At 66.5% G+C, this 18300-nt stretch carries 20 protein-coding genes; 8 read left to right on the plus strand and 12 right to left on the minus strand.

Going from position 1 to position 18300, the window contains the following annotated elements; genetic code table 11:
• Nucleotides 1–129: 129 nt before the first annotated feature.
• From glyQ to gloA, 7 genes are all read left to right on the plus strand, one after another.
• Nucleotides 130–1113 carry a glycine--tRNA ligase subunit alpha gene (gene glyQ, locus RMO95_RS11715; protein WP_310450815.1) on the plus strand — a complete coding sequence of 328 codons (984 nt, stop codon included), beginning with the start codon at nucleotides 130–132 and terminating at the stop codon, nucleotides 1111–1113.
• Nucleotides 1110–3188 carry a glycine--tRNA ligase subunit beta gene (glyS, locus tag RMO95_RS11720; protein WP_310450816.1) on the plus strand — a complete coding sequence of 693 codons (2079 nt, stop codon included), beginning with the start codon at nucleotides 1110–1112 and terminating at the stop codon, nucleotides 3186–3188. The genes glyQ and glyS overlap by 4 nt, the downstream gene beginning before the upstream one ends.
• A gap of 95 nt (nucleotides 3189–3283) precedes the next feature.
• Complete coding sequence (gene gmhB / locus RMO95_RS11725) at nucleotides 3284–3817, plus strand: D-glycero-beta-D-manno-heptose 1,7-bisphosphate 7-phosphatase (RefSeq protein WP_409574948.1); 534 nt, start codon at nucleotides 3284–3286, stop codon at nucleotides 3815–3817.
• On the plus strand, nucleotides 3817–4545 hold the full coding sequence (locus tag RMO95_RS11730) for a lysophospholipid acyltransferase family protein (protein ID WP_310450817.1): 729 nt from the start codon (nucleotides 3817–3819) through the stop codon (nucleotides 4543–4545). Before gmhB ends, RMO95_RS11730 begins: the two co-directional genes overlap by 1 nt.
• Complete coding sequence (locus RMO95_RS11735) at nucleotides 4542–5057, plus strand: YgjP-like metallopeptidase domain-containing protein (RefSeq protein WP_310450818.1); 516 nt, start codon at nucleotides 4542–4544, stop codon at nucleotides 5055–5057. The genes RMO95_RS11730 and RMO95_RS11735 overlap by 4 nt, the downstream gene beginning before the upstream one ends.
• Before the next feature lie 8 nt (nucleotides 5058–5065).
• Complete coding sequence (locus tag RMO95_RS11740) at nucleotides 5066–5809, plus strand: SprT family zinc-dependent metalloprotease (RefSeq protein WP_310450819.1); 744 nt, start codon at nucleotides 5066–5068, stop codon at nucleotides 5807–5809.
• Between the two features lie 11 nt (nucleotides 5810–5820).
• Nucleotides 5821–6207 (plus strand): lactoylglutathione lyase, encoded by a 387-nt coding sequence (gloA, locus tag RMO95_RS11745; RefSeq protein ID WP_310450820.1) that lies wholly within the window; start codon nucleotides 5821–5823, stop codon nucleotides 6205–6207.
• Between the two features lie 93 nt (nucleotides 6208–6300).
• Here gloA and RMO95_RS11750 read toward each other — a convergent pair whose 3' ends face one another.
• On the minus strand, nucleotides 6301–6705 hold the full coding sequence (locus RMO95_RS11750) for an HIT family protein (protein ID WP_310450821.1): 405 nt from the start codon (nucleotides 6703–6705) through the stop codon (nucleotides 6301–6303).
• A 130-nt stretch (nucleotides 6706–6835) separates the two neighbouring features.
• Here RMO95_RS11750 and RMO95_RS11755 point away from each other — a divergent pair, with 130 nt between their 5' ends.
• Entirely contained in the window at nucleotides 6836–7618 is a 783-nt protein-coding gene (locus tag RMO95_RS11755; protein ID WP_310450822.1) for a class III extradiol ring-cleavage dioxygenase, read from the plus strand.
• Nucleotides 7619–7635: 17 nt separating this feature from the next.
• Here RMO95_RS11755 and RMO95_RS11760 read toward each other — a convergent pair whose 3' ends face one another.
• The 11 genes from RMO95_RS11760 to RMO95_RS11810 all read right to left on the minus strand — a co-directional run bounded on the left by RMO95_RS11760 (nucleotide 7636) and on the right by RMO95_RS11810 (nucleotide 18296).
• Nucleotides 7636–7818 carry a hypothetical protein gene (locus RMO95_RS11760; protein WP_310450823.1) on the minus strand — a complete coding sequence of 61 codons (183 nt, stop codon included), beginning with the start codon at nucleotides 7816–7818 and terminating at the stop codon, nucleotides 7636–7638.
• A gap of 82 nt (nucleotides 7819–7900) precedes the next feature.
• Nucleotides 7901–8905 carry a hypothetical protein gene (locus RMO95_RS11765; RefSeq protein ID WP_310450824.1) on the minus strand — a complete coding sequence of 335 codons (1005 nt, stop codon included), beginning with the start codon at nucleotides 8903–8905 and terminating at the stop codon, nucleotides 7901–7903.
• 109 nt (nucleotides 8906–9014) lie between these two features.
• Nucleotides 9015–9890, minus strand: a complete 876-nt coding sequence (locus RMO95_RS11770; RefSeq protein WP_310450825.1) for an AEC family transporter — start codon at nucleotides 9888–9890, stop codon at nucleotides 9015–9017.
• A gap of 5 nt (nucleotides 9891–9895) precedes the next feature.
• Nucleotides 9896–11221 (minus strand): ATP-dependent protease ATPase subunit HslU, encoded by a 1326-nt coding sequence (hslU, locus tag RMO95_RS11775; RefSeq protein ID WP_310450826.1) that lies wholly within the window; start codon nucleotides 11219–11221, stop codon nucleotides 9896–9898.
• 202 nt (nucleotides 11222–11423) lie between these two features.
• Nucleotides 11424–11960, minus strand: coding sequence for an ATP-dependent protease subunit HslV (hslV, locus tag RMO95_RS11780; RefSeq protein ID WP_310450827.1), 537 nt, complete (start codon nucleotides 11958–11960; stop codon nucleotides 11424–11426).
• Between the two features lie 22 nt (nucleotides 11961–11982).
• Entirely contained in the window at nucleotides 11983–13083 is a 1101-nt protein-coding gene (locus tag RMO95_RS11785; protein ID WP_310450828.1) for an STAS domain-containing protein, read from the minus strand.
• Between the two features lie 68 nt (nucleotides 13084–13151).
• Nucleotides 13152–13937 (minus strand): metal ABC transporter permease, encoded by a 786-nt coding sequence (locus tag RMO95_RS11790; protein ID WP_310450829.1) that lies wholly within the window; start codon nucleotides 13935–13937, stop codon nucleotides 13152–13154.
• A 378-nt stretch (nucleotides 13938–14315) separates the two neighbouring features.
• On the minus strand, nucleotides 14316–15206 hold the full coding sequence (locus RMO95_RS11795; protein ID WP_310450830.1) for a metal ABC transporter substrate-binding protein: 891 nt from the start codon (nucleotides 15204–15206) through the stop codon (nucleotides 14316–14318).
• Between the two features lie 12 nt (nucleotides 15207–15218).
• Nucleotides 15219–16631: a TonB-dependent receptor gene (locus RMO95_RS11800; RefSeq protein ID WP_310450831.1), complete on the minus strand. Its 1413-nt coding sequence runs from the start codon at nucleotides 16629–16631 to the stop codon at nucleotides 15219–15221.
• 72 nt (nucleotides 16632–16703) lie between these two features.
• On the minus strand, nucleotides 16704–17063 hold the full coding sequence (locus RMO95_RS11805; protein WP_310450832.1) for a hypothetical protein: 360 nt from the start codon (nucleotides 17061–17063) through the stop codon (nucleotides 16704–16706).
• Between the two features lie 30 nt (nucleotides 17064–17093).
• Nucleotides 17094–18296: a class I SAM-dependent methyltransferase gene (locus tag RMO95_RS11810; RefSeq protein WP_310450833.1), complete on the minus strand. Its 1203-nt coding sequence runs from the start codon at nucleotides 18294–18296 to the stop codon at nucleotides 17094–17096.
• Nucleotides 18297–18300: the final 4 nt, after the last annotated feature.

Raw genomic sequence — 18300 nt, forward strand, 5'->3', positions numbered from 1 at the left:
ACTACTCCTTTGGGCTTTGGTTGCACTGCGCGGATGATACCGGAAGCTGCCGCGCCTGAGCCGGCGGCTTCAAGCCTGTCACGGAAACCCTGTAAAATCGCCCCTTTTGCGAATTTACGGGGATTCCCGATGAACCAAAAACCGACGTTTAGTTCCGACGTCAAAGACCCGACGTTTAGTTCCGACGTCACGCGCGCCCGCGCGCATGAGTCTTCACTGAAAGTCGGCCACGGGCCGACTTTTCAGGAAGTCATCCTGCGCCTCCAGGATTTCTGGAACAAGCAGGGCTGTGTGCTGCTCCAGCCCTATGACATCGAAGTCGGCGCCGGCACCTTCCATACCGCCACCTTCCTGCGTTCGCTCGGCCCCGAGCCGTGGAAAGCCGCCTATGTACAGCCCTCGCGCCGGCCCAAGGACGGCCGCTACGGCGAAAACCCGAACCGCCTGCAGCACTACTACCAATATCAGGTGGTGCTGAAGCCCAGCCCGCCCAACATCCAGGAACTCTATCTCGACAGCCTGCGCGCGCTCGGCATCAACACCTCGGAACATGACATCCGCTTTGTCGAGGACGACTGGGAATCGCCGACCCTGGGCGCCTGGGGCCTGGGCTGGGAAGTCTGGCTGGACGGCATGGAAGTCACCCAGTTCACCTATTTCCAGGAGGTCGGCTCCATCCCCTGCCGCCCGGTGCTAGGCGAGATCACCTACGGCATCGAGCGCCTGGCGATGTATCTGCAAAGCGTGGAAAACGTCTTCGATCTGGTCTGGGCGCCGGGCGTCACCTATGGCGACGTGTATCACCAGAACGAGGTCGAGCAATCGACCTACAACTTCGAACATTCCGACGTGGACTGGCTGTTCGCCCAGTTCTCGAAATACGAATCCGAGGCCAAGCGCCTGATCGCCCTGAGCCTGCCGCTGCCCGGTTTCGAGATGGTCATGAAGGCCTCGCACAGCTTCAACCTGCTCGATGCGCGCGGCGCCATTTCGGTCACCGAACGCGCCGCCTACATCGGCCGCGTGCGTGCCCTGGCGCGTGAAATCGCCCAGGCCTATTTCGACTCGCGCGAGCGGCTCGGCTTCCCGATGCTGAAGGGTACGCCAGCATGAGAGCCACGCTACTGATCGAACTCCTCACCGAGGAACTGCCGCCGAAATCGCTGGCCAAGCTGGGCCTGTCCTTCCATGAGCAGTTGCAGAAGGCGCTGGCCGAGGCCGGCTTCATCGCTGCCGACAATGCGGGCCGCTGGTTCGCCACGCCGCGCCGCCTGGCGCTGCAATTCGACGATTGCCTGGAAAGCCAGCCGGATCGCGTGATCGAAAAGAAGGGTCCGGCGGTGGCTGCAGGAGTTGGTGCTGACGGCACGCCGACCAAGGCACTGGAAGGCTTCATGCGCTCGGCCGGGGTCGAATTCGCGCAACTCGAGAAACTCAACGACCCAGGTGGTAAAAGCGGGGCGGAATATTTCGTCGCCCGCATCAAGAAGACCGGCGGCCGCATCGACGAGCATCTGTCCGGCATGGTCGAGGCCGCGCTGAAGAAACTGCCGGTGGCCAAGCTGATGCGCTGGGGCGCCGGCGAGGCGCAATTCGTGCGCCCGGTGCATGGCCTGGTCCTGATGCATGACGGCCGCGTCGTCGCCGGCGAGGTGCTCGGCCTGCCCAGCCGCAACGTGACGCGCGGCCACCGCTTCATGAGCGTCGGCGTGATCGATATCGCGCACGCCGAAAACTACGAAGCGATCCTTGAGAAGGAGGGCCGCGTCATCGCCTCCTTCGACAAGCGCCGCGCCATGATCGTCGAGCAGCTCGACCGCGCCGCAGGCTCGCTCACCTGGCTGCAGGACGATGCGCTGGTGGACGAAGTCACGGCCCTGGTCGAATACCCCGCCGTGTATGAGGCCAGCTTCGAGCCGGAGTTTCTCGCCGTGCCGCAGGAATGCCTGATCCTGACCATGAAGGCGAACCAGAAATATTTCCCGCTGATGGACGGAGGGAAGTTGACCAATCGCTTCCTCGTCGTCTCCAACATGAAGCTGGCGGACCCGAGCCACATCGTCACCGGCAATGCCCGCGTGGTGCGCCCGCGCCTGGCCGATGCCAAATTCTTCTTCGAGACCGACAAGAAGACGCCGCTCTCGGCACGTATCGGCAAGCTCTCGCGCGTGGTCTATCACAACAAGCTGGGCTCGCAGGGCGAGCGCGTGGATCGGCTGATCAAGCTGGCCGCAAGGATCGCCGGCCGCCTCGGCGCCGACGTCAGCCAGGCGGAACGCGCCGCGCTGCTGGCGAAAGCGGATCTGGTCACCGACATGGTCGGCGAGTTCCCCGAACTGCAGGGCATCATGGGCCGCTATTACGCGCTGGCCGACGGCGAACCGGCCGCGGTGGCGGATGCGATCCAGAGCCACTACCAGCCGCGCTTCAACGGCGACGCGCTGCCGCAAGGTCATGTCGCCTGCGCCGTGGCGCTGGCCGACAAGCTCGATGCGCTGATCGGCTTCTTCGGCATCGGCCAGATTCCGACCGGCGACAAGGATCCCTTCGGCCTGCGCCGCGCCGCGCTGGGCGTGCTGCGCATGCTGATGGAGACACCGCTGCCGCTCTCCCTGCCGGAGCTGATCGACGACGCTGGTGCCGGCTTCGCGCCCGAGTTGTTCACGGGGGATTGGCGTGCCGCCAGCGCCGACTTTTTCAAGGAGCGCCTGCGCCACATGCTGCGCGATGCCGGCCACGATCACCGTGCGGTCGACGCCGTGCTGGCGCTCGACCCCTCGCGCATCGACCAGGTTCCGGCCCGGCTCGCCGCGGTCAAGGCCTTCGCCGCATTGCCCGAAGCCGAGGCACTGGCCGCGGCCAACAAGCGCATCGTCAATATCCTGAAGAAGTCGGGCGGCGACGCCGGTGCGACGGTCGATGTCGCACTGCTCCACGAGGATGCCGAGAAGGCGCTGTTCGCCGCCGTCGAAGCCGTCGCGCCGGGCATCGAAGCCCAGCTCGCCGCCGCCGACTACAGCGCCGCGCTGAAGGCCCTGGCCGGATTGCGCGGCGCGGTCGATGCCTTCTTCGACGGCGTCATGGTCATGGCCGAAGACGCGAAGGTCCGCGCCAACCGCCTCGCGCTGTTGTCGCGCCTGGCCGGCCTGATGAACCGGGTCGCCGATATTTCCCGGCTGTCCAGCTAGGCGATGCGCACAAAACGATATGGCGCGACAAACAAAGCCCGTTTTGCACGGGTGTTTCGCTCTGTCGTCGCGCCTGCCGTGGTGAAAATGAAACCATGAAACTTGTGATCCTCGATCGCGACGGCGTGATCAACCACGATTCCGACCAGTACATCAAGTCGCCGGAAGAATGGAAGCCGATTCCCGGCAGCCTGGCCGCCATCGCGCGGCTGAACCAGGCCGGCTACCGCGTGGTGGTGGCGACCAACCAGTCGGGCGTCGGCCGCGGCCTGTTCGAGACCGATACCCTGATCGCCATCCACGACAAGATGCTGAAGGCACTGACCCAGGTCGGCGGCCGCATCGACGCGATATTCTTCTGCCCGCACACCAACACCGACAACTGCGACTGCCGCAAACCCAAGCCCGGCATGCTGCGCGAGATCGCCGCGCGCTTCAACGCCGACCTGACCGGTGTGCCGGCCGTCGGCGACAGCTTGCGCGACCTGCAGGCCGCTGCCGCCGTCGGCGCGCAGCCGATGCTGGTGCTGACCGGCAAGGGCCGCAAGACCGTCGATGATCCGGCGCTGCCGCCCGATACGCTGGTGTTTCCCGATCTGGCCGCGGCCGCCGCCCACATCGCACGCTGATGGCCGTATTCCGTTCCCTGCTGTTCCTGCTGATCCTGCTGGTGGTGACGCCGCCCTACACGCTGGGCGTCATCCTCTGCCGTCCGTTGCCGCACCACATGCGGCGCCGGACCGTGGTGCCCTGGGTGAATTTCACGATCTGGCTGATCAAGCACGTGCTCGGCATACCCTACCGGCTGGTCGGCGCCGAAAACATTCCGGCGCGACCCGCGGTGGTACTGTGCAAGCACCAGTCGGCCTGGGAGACCTTCGTGCTGCAGGAGGTGTTCAAGGACACTGTCTTCGTCTGGCGCAAGGAGATCAAGTACCTGCCCTTCTTCGGCTGGGCGCTGGCCTCGATACCGATGATCGAGACCGATCGCAGCGCCACCAAGTCCAGCCTCAAGCGCCTGGTCGAGCAGGGCCGCGATCGACTCACCAACGGCTATACCGTGATCATATTCCCGGAAGGCACGCGCTCGCTGCCGGGATCGAAGAACCGCTACAAGGGCGGCGGTGCGCTGCTCGCAGTCGAGACAGGCGCGCCGGTGGTTCCCGTGGCGCTCAACTCGGGCGAGTTCTGGGGCCGCAACGCCCTGTTCAAGCGCAGCGGCACGGCCACCGTCAGCGTCGGCCCGACCATCGATCCCGCCGGGCTGACGGCGAACGAAGTGCTGGCCCGTGCCGAAACCTGGATCGAGGCCGAAATGCGCCGCATCAGCCCGCATCTTTATGGAGCGCCCGCATGAGCGCCGGCAGCCGCAACCCACAACTCAAACTCAAGCTCGACGCCGGCGAAGCCGCGCCTGCCAGCCGCTGGCACGACGGCGCCGAACTGGCGTTTCTCGGCGGCAGCCTGCGCCTGGTGCTCGACACCACGCACAAGGAAGCCGTCTGCGAAGGCGCTGCGCTGGCCCTGCCGCTGCCGCCGCAGGCCACGCCGCGCCAGATCCAGGACCGCGCCGAAGCCTGGCTGCGCGCCGAAGCGAAGCACCGCCTGCAGCTGATCATCGAACAAAAGTTCCTGGAAGGACGCACCGCGCTGACGCCGGCGGCACGGCGTGCACCGCGCCTGGCGCTGTCATTCGCCGCACGCGGCAACTGGGTCGAGGTGCAGGACAGCGAAACGCTGCGCTGCAACTGGCGCCTGATCGAGCAGCCGTCCGCCGTCATCGAGCAGGCGATCGCGCGCGCCATTGCCGCCCTGCCGCCCGAGCACCCGGGCTTCGATCTCTTCGGCGCGCCGCTGGCCACGCACTGAACGGCCCGATGTTTCTCGAACAGCTCAAGCTATTCCGCCTGCCCTCGCCGCCGCCCGAGGCGAAGACGCGCCACCTGCTGATCGGCGGCCGCATCGTCGACTACCGCTTCAAGAGCGGCGCCAAGCGCCTGTCGATGACCATCGACGAACGCGGCCTGCGCATCGGCGCCCCGCATCGGACCAGCCAGTCCGAGATCGAAGCCTTCGTCCAGGGCCACGGCGACTGGGTGCTGAAGAAACTCCGCGAACTCGCCCACGCCACACAGCCGCGCCATCTGACGGTCAAGGACGGCGCGCGCCTGCCGCTGCTCGACAGCGAGGCCGAAGTGCGGGTCCTGCCCGGCGCCAACCGGGTGCGCTGGGTCGGCGAGCTGCTGGTGCTCGAAGCGCGCCCCGAAGCCGACCTGGGCCAGCTGGCAGTACGCGCCTTGCAGAAGCGGGCGCTCACCCATTTTGGCGAGCGTCTGGCCCACTTCACCGGCCGGCTCGATCTGGAAGTGCCCAAGCTCGGCCTGTCCTCGGCGCATACGCGCTGGGGCAGTTGCAGCCGGCATGGCGGCATTCGCGTCAATTGGCGCCTGATCCACCTGCCGACGCAGCTCGGCGATTACGTGGTCGCCCACGAGGTCGCCCACCTGCTGGAAATGAATCACAGCGAACGTTTCTGGCGCGTGGTCAGCTCGCTCTACCCCGAGTGGAAAGCCGCGCGCACGGAACTCAAGCAGCGCGCCGCCTCGCTGCCCATACTTTGAAAGGATCCATCATGCGTATCCTGCACACCATGCTGCGCGTCGGCGACCTCGACAAGTCTCTGGCTTTCTATACCGAAGTCCTGGGCATGCGCCTGCTGCGCCGTCACGACTACCCGGAAGGAAAATTCACCCTGGCCTTCGTCGGCTACCAGGATGAGAAGGACGGTGCGGTAATCGAACTGACCCACAACTGGGGCGTCGATCGCTACGAAATCGGCACCGGCTACGGCCACATCGCACTCGCCGTGGAAGACGCCTACGCGGCCTGCGATGCTATCCGCCAGCGCGGCGGCAATATCACGCGCGAAGCCGGACCGATGAAGGGCGGCACCAGCGTGATCGCATTCGTCGAGGACCCGGACGGCTACAAGATCGAGCTGATCGAGAAGAAGCAATAGGGCGGACGTAGGGCGGACTTCAGTCCGCCATCCACCTTTGGCCGACTGAAGTCGGCCCTACAAGGCCATCCATCCGTGGCGCCTGTGGCGGCCTCAGAGGCGGATCATCGCCGCCAGTTCTTTCAGCTTTTCCAGTCCCGGCTCCTTGCGCGGCCAGGTCAGCTCGACGCCGTCGTCGGCGTGGCGCGGCAGGACATGCAGATGCAGATGCGGCACGGTCTGCCAGCCGGCGGCCCGGTTGGCCTGGAGGATGGTCATGCCGGCCGGGGCGAAGGCCGCCTGCACCGCGCGCGCGATGCGCCAGGCGGCGGCCATCAAGGCCCGCGCGGTGGCTTCGTCGGCATCCATCAAGGTCTCGACCGGCGCCTTGCTGGCGACGATGACATGGCCCGGATTGACCTGGCCGGCATCCATGAAGGCGAACACCAGCTCGTCCTCGTAGACTTTGGCGCAGGGCAGTTCCCCGGCGATGATGCGCGAAAAAATCGTGGTGGTCATGCTGGCTCTCCGCTATCCGATGCGCGATGAGTATAGTCAAATGCGCCCGCCGCGGCGCGTTGCGCCGCGCACAACAAAGTGTTCCGCGCCGCCCGCTGACTGCGGCTCCAGCCCAGGCTAGACTGTGCCCATGCAAGCGATTCCACCCATCTTCATTTCCCACGGCTCGCCGATGCTGCTGCTGGAACCCGGCCGCGCCGGCCCGGCGTGGCAGGCGCTGGCGCAGCAACTGCCGCGGCCGCGAGCGATCCTCGCCGTCTCGGCGCACTGGACGCGGCCGGCGTCGGCGGTCAGCGCCGCCACGCAGCCGGCAACGATCCACGACTTCTACGGCTTTCCGCAAGCGCTCTACGAACTCGACTACCCGGCACCGGGTGCGGCGGACCTCGCCGCGATGGTCGTCGAACTGCTGCCCGGCATCGAGGTGGACCGCCAGCGCGGGCTCGACCACGGCGCCTGGTCGCCGCTGCGCTTCATGTATCCGGCCGCCGACATTCCGGTGATCCAGCTCGCCGTGATGCCACAGGCCGATGCCGAAGCCCACTACCGACTGGGCCAGGCGCTGCGGATGCTGACCCGGCGTGGCGTGCTGCTCCTCGCCTCGGGCGGACTTACGCATAATCTGCGCGACCTGGTTGTCGACGCGGCGGACGGCGCGGCCCTGCCCTATGTCGCCGAATTCCGCCAATGGTTTGTCGATGCGCTGCAGCGGCGCGACCTGCCGGCGCTGTTCGCCTGGCACCGTCAGGCGCCGCACGCGGCACGCGCCCATCCGTCGCCGGAGCATCTGCTGCCGCTGTTTGTCGCGCTCGGCGCCGCCGCCGACCAAGCCGAGCTGCGCAGCGTCTTCAGCGACTGCCAACTGGGCGCGCTGGCGCTGGACGCCTTCGTCTTTGGCGCAGGCGCAGACTGATTTTCGTCTGCCCGTCGTCAGCGATGCGGGCTTTGGTGGTGGCTTGCCGCGCGGCGGGTGAATTCCTTCCTGATCAGGGTATCGACCTCGCGCATCCATTCGTGCAGCTTCAGCACCGCGGGGGGAGACCACAGACCGAGGTCGCCAATTTCCGCATTGAGCCGGTCGATCACGGCATCCATCTGTTCAACGCTCTTCATACGGCCTCCTTGGAACGAAAATTTCAGCGGTCATCAGGAACAGCGGGGCCAGCGTCGTCGGGCGGGGTGCCGCCGCGGCAACTCATTCCGCCGGCAGGGGCATCAGCGGTACGGGCTTGCGCTGCAGTCTGGAAAAATCGTTGCGTTCGATCAGGCTGCGCAGGAAGTCGAAGTTGCGTTGCATCGAGCGGGCATAGGGATCGTCGCCGCCGAAGTGGGCCGCGACGTAGCGGTAGGTCTTGCCGAAATCGTCGTCGAGGCGGGGCCTGACCAGGTGCTCGTAGAAGCCGGGCGTCTTGCGCAGCAAGTCCTCGGGCGTGGGATAGAGGATCACGGTTTCGCCGTCGGGCGAGGTCGTCCGGTCCACGCCTGCCGCGACGAATTCCCGAAACAGGAAAAATCGGCACCGTTCGAGATAGTAGCGCCCGGCGATCTGGCTGATCAGGTCCGAAGTACCCAGCATCTTGCCGAGGTCGACCAGTTGCGGGGACAGTCCGGCCAGGGTATCGCAGGTACATCGCGCAAGATTCGTGGCATGAATCAGTTCGGCGAGTTCCTCGAAGCGGGCGAGCGGCCCCGCGGCGAGATAGACGTGCATGAAATCCACGCCGCGCTGTTCGTGCTCGCGTACCAGGCAGGCACCGTTGATGCCCGCCTCGGACAGGCGACGAATGAAGCCGACATCGTGGAACAAGGCCAGCAGCACGCCCAGAGTTGCCAGCTCGCCCCCCATCGCATGCTCCTTGCCGCCATGCACCGCCTCGTAGCCATCGACCAGGCGGGCCATGGCCAGGGCGGTACTCATCGAGTGGCGCAGGTCGTGGTAAGGAGTATCGCAAGGCAACAGTCCGGCCTGCCGGCCCCAGAAAATATCCTCAAGATCGAGAAAACCGTCGCGCAGGATGACTTCGTCGAAATCCTCATAGCGCCGCGCCAGGATGGTGCATATCGCGTCCGCCACCGCGCCGGGGTTGGCCATATTCACGGTGCCCGTGACGTCGCTTTGATTGACGTCGAACAGCGTGGAATTCAGTTGCGAGATGCCGCTGTGCGGCTGGATTGGAGAGTCCAGGGTGCAATTCCTCAAGGAATCGGATCAGGCTTCATATGGAATCGTACCAGCATTCGCAAGTCTGACCGACTCGGTTAATCGGCGGTTCCCGGCGCAAGAACGCGGATGCGCCCGGACTCTCGAATCAATGCAAGACCCAGGCCAGGGTCAGCGGAATGATCGCCAGCGACGCCATGTTGCCGATCAGCACCATCGAGGCGACACGCTCGGGCTCCTGGTGGTAGCGCTCGGCGAATATGTAATTCAGCACGGCCGGCGGCAAGGCGCCGAACAGGATCAGCATGGCCGCGTCGCGCCCGGTGAGGCCCAGCGCGAGGTTCATCAGCAGCGCCACCAACACGCCGGCCAGCGGCGAGGTGATGGCGCCGATCAGGCTGATCTTCCAGTCGGCATGACGGCTGTCGGTAAGACGCACGCCGAGCGAGAACAGCAGCAGCGGAATCGACACGTCGCCGAGCAGCTTGACGCCCAGCCACAGCGGTTGCCACAGCGGAAACTTCAGCAGGCTGACGGCCAGCCCGGCCAGCGCCGCGGCGATCACCGGCACCCGCCACAGATTCCACAGCCTGGCGCGGTGGTCGAGCATCCAGGTGCCCAGCGAGTAGTGCAGGAAGTTCTCGACGAAGAACAGCACCACGGCGGCCGGCAGCGCCGCCTCGCCGAAGGCCAGCACCGCCAGCGGCAGGCCCATGTTGCCGGAATTCTTGAACATCATCGGCGGCACGAAGGTGTTGGTCGCGACACCCATCATGCGCGCCACCGGCCAGGCCATGAGTCCGGTGCCGAGCACCACCGCGGTGGCGCCGAGCAGCAGCGGCAGGTTCTGCGCGATGTCGAAGGACTTCGAGGCCAGTGCGGCGAACACCAGCGCAGGGACGAAGATGTCCATGTTGAGCTGGTTGGCGAAAGCCATGTCGGGCTTCTTCCAACGGCCGTAGGCGTAGCCGACCGCAACCACCGCGTAGATCGGGAAGACGATGCCGAGGATTCTCTCCAGCATCGGGTTCAGAGCACGTAGCGCGACAGGTCTTCGTTCTTCGCCAGTTCGCCGAGCTTGGCATCGACGTAGGCGCCGTCGATGACCAGCTTTTCACCGCTGCGCTTGCCGGCGTCGAAAGAGATTTCCTCGAGCAGTTTTTCCATCACGGTGTAGAGCCGGCGCGCGCCGATGTTCTCGGTTTTTTCATTCACCTGGAAGGCGATCTCGGCCAGGCGCTTGATGCCGTCCGCGGCGAACTCCAGGCCGACTTCTTCGGTCGCCAGCAAGGCCTGGTACTGCCGCGTCAGGCAGGCATCGGTCTGGGTCAGGATGCGCTCGAAGTCATCGACGGACAAGGAATCCAGCTCGACGCGAATCGGGAAGCGGCCCTGCAGTTCGGGTATCAGGTCCGAAGGCTTGGCGATGTGGAAGGCGCCGCTGGCGATGAACAGGATGTGGTCGGTCTTGATCATGCCGTACTTGGTCGACACGGTGGTGCCTTCGACCAGCGGCAGCAGGTCGCGCTGCACGCCCTGGCGCGAGACCTCGGCGCCGTGGGCCTCGGAGCGCGAGGCGATCTTGTCTATTTCGTCGAGAAACACGATGCCGTTCTGCTCGACGTTCTTCAGCGCCGCGGTCTTGACTTCCTCGTCGTTGATCAGGCGCGCGGCCTCCTCGTCGGCCAGCGACTTCAGGGCATCGGCGATCTTCATCTTGCGCTGCCGCTTCTTGCCGCCGCCGATGTTCTGGAACATGCCCTGGATCTGCTGGGTCAGATCCTCCATGCCGGGCGGGGCGAAGATTTCCATGCTGGCCTGGGGCGCGGCGACTTCGATCTCGATTTCCTTGTCGTCGAGTTCGCCTTCGCGCAGCTTCTTGCGGAACTTCTGCCGCGTGCTGGAATCCTCGCTCGCCGTGTCGCCAGCACCAACTCTTGCGGGCGGCAGCAACACGTCCAGCACGCGATCCTCTGCGGCGTCCATGGCGCGGTCGCGCACGATGCGCATGGCATCCTCGCGCGCGTTCTTGATCGCGGTCTCGGCCAGGTCGCGGATGATGGTGTCGACGTCGCGGCCGACGTAGCCGACCTCGGTGAACTTGGTCGCCTCGATCTTGATGAAGGGCGCATTGGCCAGCCGCGCCAGGCGCCGCGCGATTTCGGTCTTGCCGACGCCGGTGGGACCGATCATCAGGATGTTCTTCGGCGTGATCTCGGTGCGCAGCGGTTCGGCGACCTGCATGCGGCGCCAGCGGTTGCGCAGGGCGATCGCCACGGCGCGCTTGGCGCGCGACTGGCCGACGATGTTCTTGTCGAGTTCGGAAACGATTTCCGCGGGAGTCATCTGGGTCATTTACGTGCGAAACATCCAATAAGAGCACCCACCGAAAACGAGCGCAGCGAGCAAACCAGTCGCCTCCCCCGCGAGGGGGGCGAGGCGGGAATTCGCGACGCATGCGTCGCGCCGCCGCAGCCGGCTGGCTGTGCAAAGCCAGCCGTGGGCCGCATAGCGGATGGGAGGGGGCGGGCCTTGTTGCCGCGATCGAAGTTCTCGATCATTCGAGAACTTCGATCGTGTGGTTCTGGTTGGTGTAGATGCAAAGATCGCCGGCGATCTCCAGCGACTTCTTGACTATTTCCGCCGGCGCAAGTTCCGTGTTCTCCAGCAGTGCGCGCGCCGCGGACTGCGCGTAGGCGCCGCCGCTGCCGATGGCGACGATGCCGTATTCGGGCTCCAGCACGTCGCCGTTGCCGGTGATGATCAGCGAATGCTCGCTGTCGGCGACCGAAAGCATGGCTTCCAGCCGGCGCAGCGCGCGGTCGGTGCGCCAGTCCTTGGCCAGCTCGACGGCGGCGCGCAGCAGGTTGCCCTGGTACTGCTCCAGCTTGGCCTCGAAGCGTTCGAACAAGGTGAAGGCATCCGCCGTGCCGCCGGCGAATCCGGCCAGGATCTGCTCGTTGTAGAGCCGCCGCACCTTGCGCGCGGTGGCCTTGACCACGATGTTGCCCAAGGTGACCTGGCCGTCGCCGCCGAGCGCGACGCTGCTGCCGCGGCGCACGGAGAGGATGGTGGTGCCGTGATATTGCTCCATGGAATTCCTCAGCGGAAAATCATCAAATGACGCGGGCGCGCAACTCGGCGACATCGGAGAATCCGAGCGTCTCCAGATAGGCCGCGACCAGGGTGCTCAAGCCGGAAATGCGCAGCGTCTTGCCCTTGGCGTGGAGACTCGTCAGCACTTCGAGCAAATGCCTGGCGCTGGCGGCATCGATGCGCACCAGGTGGCGCGCATCGATATCGAATTCCTCGCGGCCGGCCAGCGCGGCTTCCAGCGGCGCGAAGTCGGCCGCGGTGGCGCCCAGCAACTGGCCGCTCAGGGTAAAGCCTTCGGCCTTGTGCGGCGGCGTGCTCTCGGGCCGCGGTGCTTCCTCGGCGTGCGCCGGCAGCGCTTCCCACGAGGGCGGCGATACCTCGAAGGTGATCGCGTAGTTGACCGCCGCTTCCTCGAACTCGTCCTGGCGAAATGCCTGCTGATACAACTCCAGCAACAGCAGCCACATCGATTCGTTGCTGCGTTCGCCCGGCACCAGCTTCGCCGCCAGGATCTGCGCCAGATGCTCGGGACTGCCGAATACGAATTCCTTCTTGGCCCGCTTCAGGGCGGCAATCCCGCGCAGCAGCAGCGTGGCGCCGTCGTTGTCGGCATCGACCAGCTTGGCCAGGTCCATGCGCACCAGGGTGCTGGTCGCGGCCAGCTTCATGGTCTGCTTGAGGACTTCGCCGACACGCGCATTCAGCACCCCGCTGAGGGAAACGTGGGCGCGCCCGCCGGTGGTTTCGGCAGCCGTGTGCTCCTCCTCGGCCGGGGCACTCCAGGCCGGCGGCGACTTCTCGAAGCGCCGCGCGAAGGTCAGGGCAAGGGCGTCGAACGCCGGACGGCGGCCGAGCACTTGCAGCAGGTCGAACAGCCCTCCCCAGGCGCGCAGCGCGGCCTCGCCGAGGCCTTCGCCGCTCTTGAGCGCGGCCTCCAGACGGCGCATGGCATCGAGTTCCTGCCCCGCGGCATACATCTCGGCGGCCTCGGCCAGCGCCGGCGGCAATAACGCACGCCGCGGCGGCGGGGCCGGTTCGGCTGGCGGTGCAGGAATTTCAGGTGCAGCAGGCTCTGCCGGCTGCGTATCGAACGCGCCGGGCACCGTGAAATCGAGGGACATCAAATCGTCTTCGTCTTCGTCTGCCACTGCTCTTGGGCAATATCGGCGCTGCCTTTGTTGAAGACCGGTCAGTATAACGCGCCACTTCGGCGCTTGAAGAGGAGCAACCCGGCAAATGCGGCCAGGCAGAGACAAGAAACCACAGTCGCCCCGGCCGGCAGATCGGCATATAGCGAAAGACCGAGACCCGCGGCGTAGGCCGCTGCGCCCACCAGGTAGCCGCTGACGACGCGGCGCCCGCCGTCGAGGGCGCGGGTCGCCACGGCCGGCGCGATCAGGCTGGCGAACACCAGCAGGACGCCGACCAGCTGCACCGAGGCCGTCACCGTGACGGCGAACAACAGGTAGAAACCCAGCCGCGGCCAGCGTTGCGCAGGGCCGAACCACAAGGCCAGGACGCCGAGGTAGAGCACCGCCACCGGCAGCAGTTGTTGCCAGCTGACCCAGAGCAGCTGCCCGGCCAGCAGGTCGCGCAGATGTTCGCCGCCGTGCGGGTGACGCGCCAGCAGCAGGATGCCAGCGGCCGCGGCGAAGACGAAGACGAGGCCGATCAGCGCTTCCTGAATGTCCGGCCAGCGCCGCTCGCACCAGGTCAGCAGCAGCGCACCGGCACCGGCGGCCAGCGCGGCGGCGAGTTGGGCGCCGAGGCCGGGCGGCCCGAAGCCATGCAGCAGGGCGTCGAGATCGGTCAGGCTGGCGGCGACGACGCCCAGGCCCGCCACTTGCGCGATCGCCAGGTCGATGAAAATGATGCCCCGCCGCAGCACGTCGATGCCCAGCACGACGTGCGTCGCCAGCACCAGCAGGCCGGCAGCAAAGGGGATGGCGAGCAGGGTCCAGTCGAGTGTGTTCATCCTAAGCCGGCCAAGCCGGAACCAAACAGGGAAGGCTTCGATGAAGTATCTTGATGCTTGGCCGGAAAAGCAAATTGAAGGCCCGCCCCTCCCTTCCGCTGCGCGGCCCACGGCTGGCTTTGCACAGCCAGCCGGCGGCGGCGGCGCGACGCATGCGTCGCGAATTCCCGCCTCGCCCCCTCACGGGGAGGCGACAGATTGGCTCGCTTCGCTCGAAATTCTTCGCAGGATTCGTCATGACTTGGCCGCTTAGTGACTAATTACCTCGGTTCAATCCGCAGATGACGCAGATTACGCAGAGAGAACAGCAGAGTGGCCAGCGCCCTGATCCATCTGCGTCAATCGGCGAAATCTGCGGATCAAACGTTTCTTGTAGCTTCATTTGACCGCCAGCAGGCGCGCCAGGGTGTCGTCGAACAAGCTGGTCAGATCCTTCGCCTGCGGCGTGCCGCCGACGGTGAAGGGCAGCACGACGATCGGCAGTTTGGCTTCGGCGGACAACCACTCGGCGGGGCGCGCGGAGTTGTATGCGGCCCGTATCACCATGCGCGGACGACTGACAGCGGCCTGCTCGCGGACCTGCGAGAGATGCGCCAAGGTCGATTCGAGGCCCGGCTTGGCTTCCAGCGTGGCGACCTCGCGCATGCCCAGCCAGTCGAACAGGTAGACCCAGGCCTTGTGCTGGGTCACCACCGCCACGCCCCTGAGTGGCGCGGCCGCCTTCTCCCAGCGCGCCAGGCTGGCGCGCCAGCGCTCGCTGAAGGCGCGCCAGCGGCTATCGTAGGCCGCGGCCTGGGCAGGGTCGAGTTCCTTCATGCGTTGCGCCAGGGCCGCGCCGACCTTCAGGATGTTGCGCGGATCGGTCTGGATATGCGGATTGCCGGCGGCATGGACATCGCCGTCGGCCCGGTCCAGCCGCGCCGGGATGTCCTGCATCGCGACGTAGCGCGCCGCTTCGAAATAGCCGCCCTGCCCGGACTGGATGCGGCTGTTGCCGGATTCGCGCTGAATCGCCGGGAGCCAGCCGACTTCCAGGTCGGCGCCGGTGGCGATGAGCAGATCGGCGCTGCGGGCGCGGGCGATCAGCGAGGGCCGCGCCTCGATCCGGTGCGGGTCCTGCAGGGCCGTGGTGGCGGTGAACACCTGGACCTGGTCGCCGCCGATTTCTTGCGCCAGGGCGCCCCATTCGGGCACCGTGGCGAAGACCTTGAGTGCCGCCGCGGCGGGCATGGCCGCCAGCGCGAGCAGAACGAGAATCAGACGTTTCATGATGAAGGCTTCCTAGAATTTGTGGGCGCCGTGGGCGCCAAGACTCATGATGTAGTGCAGCCAGACCTGGTTGTCGGCAAGGCCGGGACGGGTCTGGTCGCGGGCGACCTGAAAGCGGACGCGCGAAAACTCGGAGGGCGAGAAATCCAGCATCGCGGTGTGCCGCTTCGGCTTGAAGCTCTGCAATATCGGCAGGTCGGCAGCGGCCAGCGTCGCGTTGTCCACCAGTCCGATGGCCAGCGTCGCCGCGGAAAGCTGGTCGTAGCGGTAGCCTGCCCGCCAGCGCGGCATGAACTGCCAAATGCCCTGTGCGTAGAAGCCGGTCTGCGCGGAACGGAAGCTGTCGGTGGCGGTGCCGAGACTGGCCGCCGTCGTGTCATAAGTCAGCTCGCCCGCTTCGCGGCGGCGGAACCACTCGCTCTGGAATTTGAAGCCGGCATCCCTGGCGTTGCCCTCGGGTGACCACTTCCAGAGAAAATCCAGTACCGTCGTATTGCTTGTGCCGGAAAAGCTGTTGGTCACCGAGGTGTTGCTACTGTCGACGTCTTCATAGGTCCGCTCGCGCGGCTTGCTGGCGAACAACGAGGCGCCGGCGCGCCAGCTGTGGGCCACGCCCACGTCGCCACCGACATGGGCAAAAACGCTGCCCGACATCAGGCCGTTCTTGTTGCTCTCGCTGGCCGGAAAGCTGCGGGCGCGGCCGAACTCGGCGCCCAGTTCGACGAACAGATCGGTCGGCGCCAGCCACTTCAATTGCACGCCGTCGTAGCTCAGCTGCGGACCGAAGAAAGCCTGGTAGGGCAGCGCCGCATCGGAAAAGTCCCAGGCGTGCGGGTGCTGTTCGTTGGCATAGCCGATGCTGGAAAAGAAGCGCCCGGCCTTGATGCCGAGACCGTTGCCGAGACCCAGGGTCTGGATGTGCGCTTCCTCGACGCCGATTTCGTTGGCCGGCGAAATCGTCGCGAGGAAGGTGCCGCGAAAATGCGGATCGATGTTGGCGCTGATCGCCAGCTCCGATTCGCCCAGGTTCCAGGCGCGCGCCTCGGGATTCAATTCACCGCCCGCGGGCAGCAGGCCCTGGATGCGGCGCTCGCGCCCGGCGGCTCCGGTCGGATCCTGGCGCGGGTCCTGCGAAGTGTTGTTGTACATGCCGGACAGGATCAGCGAGACTTCCGGATTGAAGGCGTTGGCGACCGCGGGCGGGCGGCTCGCTGCCTGGGCCGCCTGGGCCTGGCCGGCGGCGCTCTCGGCCTGCCGAGCGGTATCGGCGAGGCGCTGTTCGAGGGCATGGATGCGCTGTTCGTAGGACTTTCTCATCTGCGCGACTTCCTCGCGCAGGGCTTGCAGCTCGGCATCGGCGGCCGCTGCCGAAAAACTTGCCAGCACGCCGCAGGCGGCCAGCATGGAAATGGATGGGCGATTCATGATTGCTCCAGAGCAAATGACAAAGAGCGCCGCGCGGCTGGGGCCGGCGGCGCAGGACAACGTCAAGAGGCTTTAGAGCGGGGGCGGGGCGCGGCTGCGAAACGCCGCAAGGAAGGCAAGAGTTGGCGCTGGCGCCACGGCGACCGCATGCGTAGGCGCGCTGTCCGCGGCGAACGCCAGGGGCAGGACCGGCGCCGGCGGCGCCAGGTCGGCAGCGGCGAAGGCGATGCAGGTGGTGCATACATGCGACAGCACCAGCGCCGCGCCGTGCTCGGCGTCCTGACCTTGCGCGACTTCAGTTGCCAGTTGCGTGGCCGCCTGCGCAGCCGGCGCCACGGCATGGCCCAGCATGTGGGCGAGCGCGGCCTGCTGGCTGCCGAGCAGCAGCAGCGAGAGCAACAAGGCCAGGAAAGGATTCAGTACGCGACGCATGGGGGCGCTATCAGACCACAGGCCGCGCCATCAATCAAGCTGCAACAGCAGGCCCTTGAGGTATTCGCCCTCGGGGAAGGCCAGGTCCACCGGGTGGTCGGCGGCGCCCTGCAGGCGCTGCACGATGCGCGCTCGCCGGTGGGTAGATGAGCCAACGTCGAGCGCGGCGCCGGCGACGATCTTCTGGAACAGTTCGGCCGAAACGCCCCCCGAACACGAATAGGTCATCAGCAGTCCGCCCGGCGCCAGCAGGCGCATGGCTGTCAGGTTGATGTCCTTGTAGGCGCGTGCGGCGCGATCGGCATGCGCGGCGGTGTGGGCGAACTTGGGCGGATCGAGGATGATCAGGTCGTAGTTCTCGCCGCTCGCGCGCAGATTGCGCAGTTCGGCGAAGACGTCGGCCTCGCGCCAGATCGCGCGCGCCGGATCGAGCTGCGGATTGAGCGCGAGGTTGCGCTGGGCGGTGGCCAGCGCCGGGCCGGAACTGTCCATCGATACCACCTCGCGCGCGCCGCCGGCCAGCGCCTGCAGCGAGAATCCGGCGGTGTAGCAGAAGCAGTTGAGCACGCGCCGGTCGCGCGCCAGTTCGGCGACGCGGCGGCGGTTTTCGCGCTGGTCGAGGTAGAAGCCGGTCTTGTGGCCGCCGACATAGTCGACCGTCATGCGCACGCCGTTCTCTTCGATGATCAGCTCTTCCCCGGCAGCCTCGCCCTGAATCCAGCCGGTCACGGCTTCGAGACCTTCTAGCTTGCGCACCTCGACGTCCGAGCGCTCGTAAATGCGCGCGCAGCCGGTGGCCTTGTGCAGGGAGTCGGCGATGGCGGCCCGCCACTTGTCGGCGCCCGCCGTGGTCAGCTGCACCACCACGGTGTCGCCGTAGCGATCGGCGATGACGCCGGGCAGGCCGTCGGATTCGGCATGCACCAGGCGCAGGCCCTGCTGCCCGGCCAGTTCCGGCAGCGCCGCGCGCCGCGCCACGGCGGCGGCGATGCGGCGCTTGAAGAAGGCGTGGTCGATGGTTTCCGCGGCATCGAAGCTCCAGATCCGGGCGCGGATCTGCGAGGCCGGACTCCAGGCCGCGCGCGCCAGCGGCCGGCCGTCATGCGAGACGACATCGACCGTATCGCCCGGCCGGGCGCGGCCGTCGAGTTGCGCGACGGCGCCGGAGAACAGCCAGGGGTGGCGGCGCAGGACGGATTTCTCCTTGCCGGGATGCAGGATCAGGGTAGCCATGGGA

Origin of the sequence: Sulfuritalea sp. (assembly GCF_031426875.1) — a bacterium.
Lineage (GTDB): Bacteria > Pseudomonadota > Gammaproteobacteria > Burkholderiales > Rhodocyclaceae > Sulfuritalea.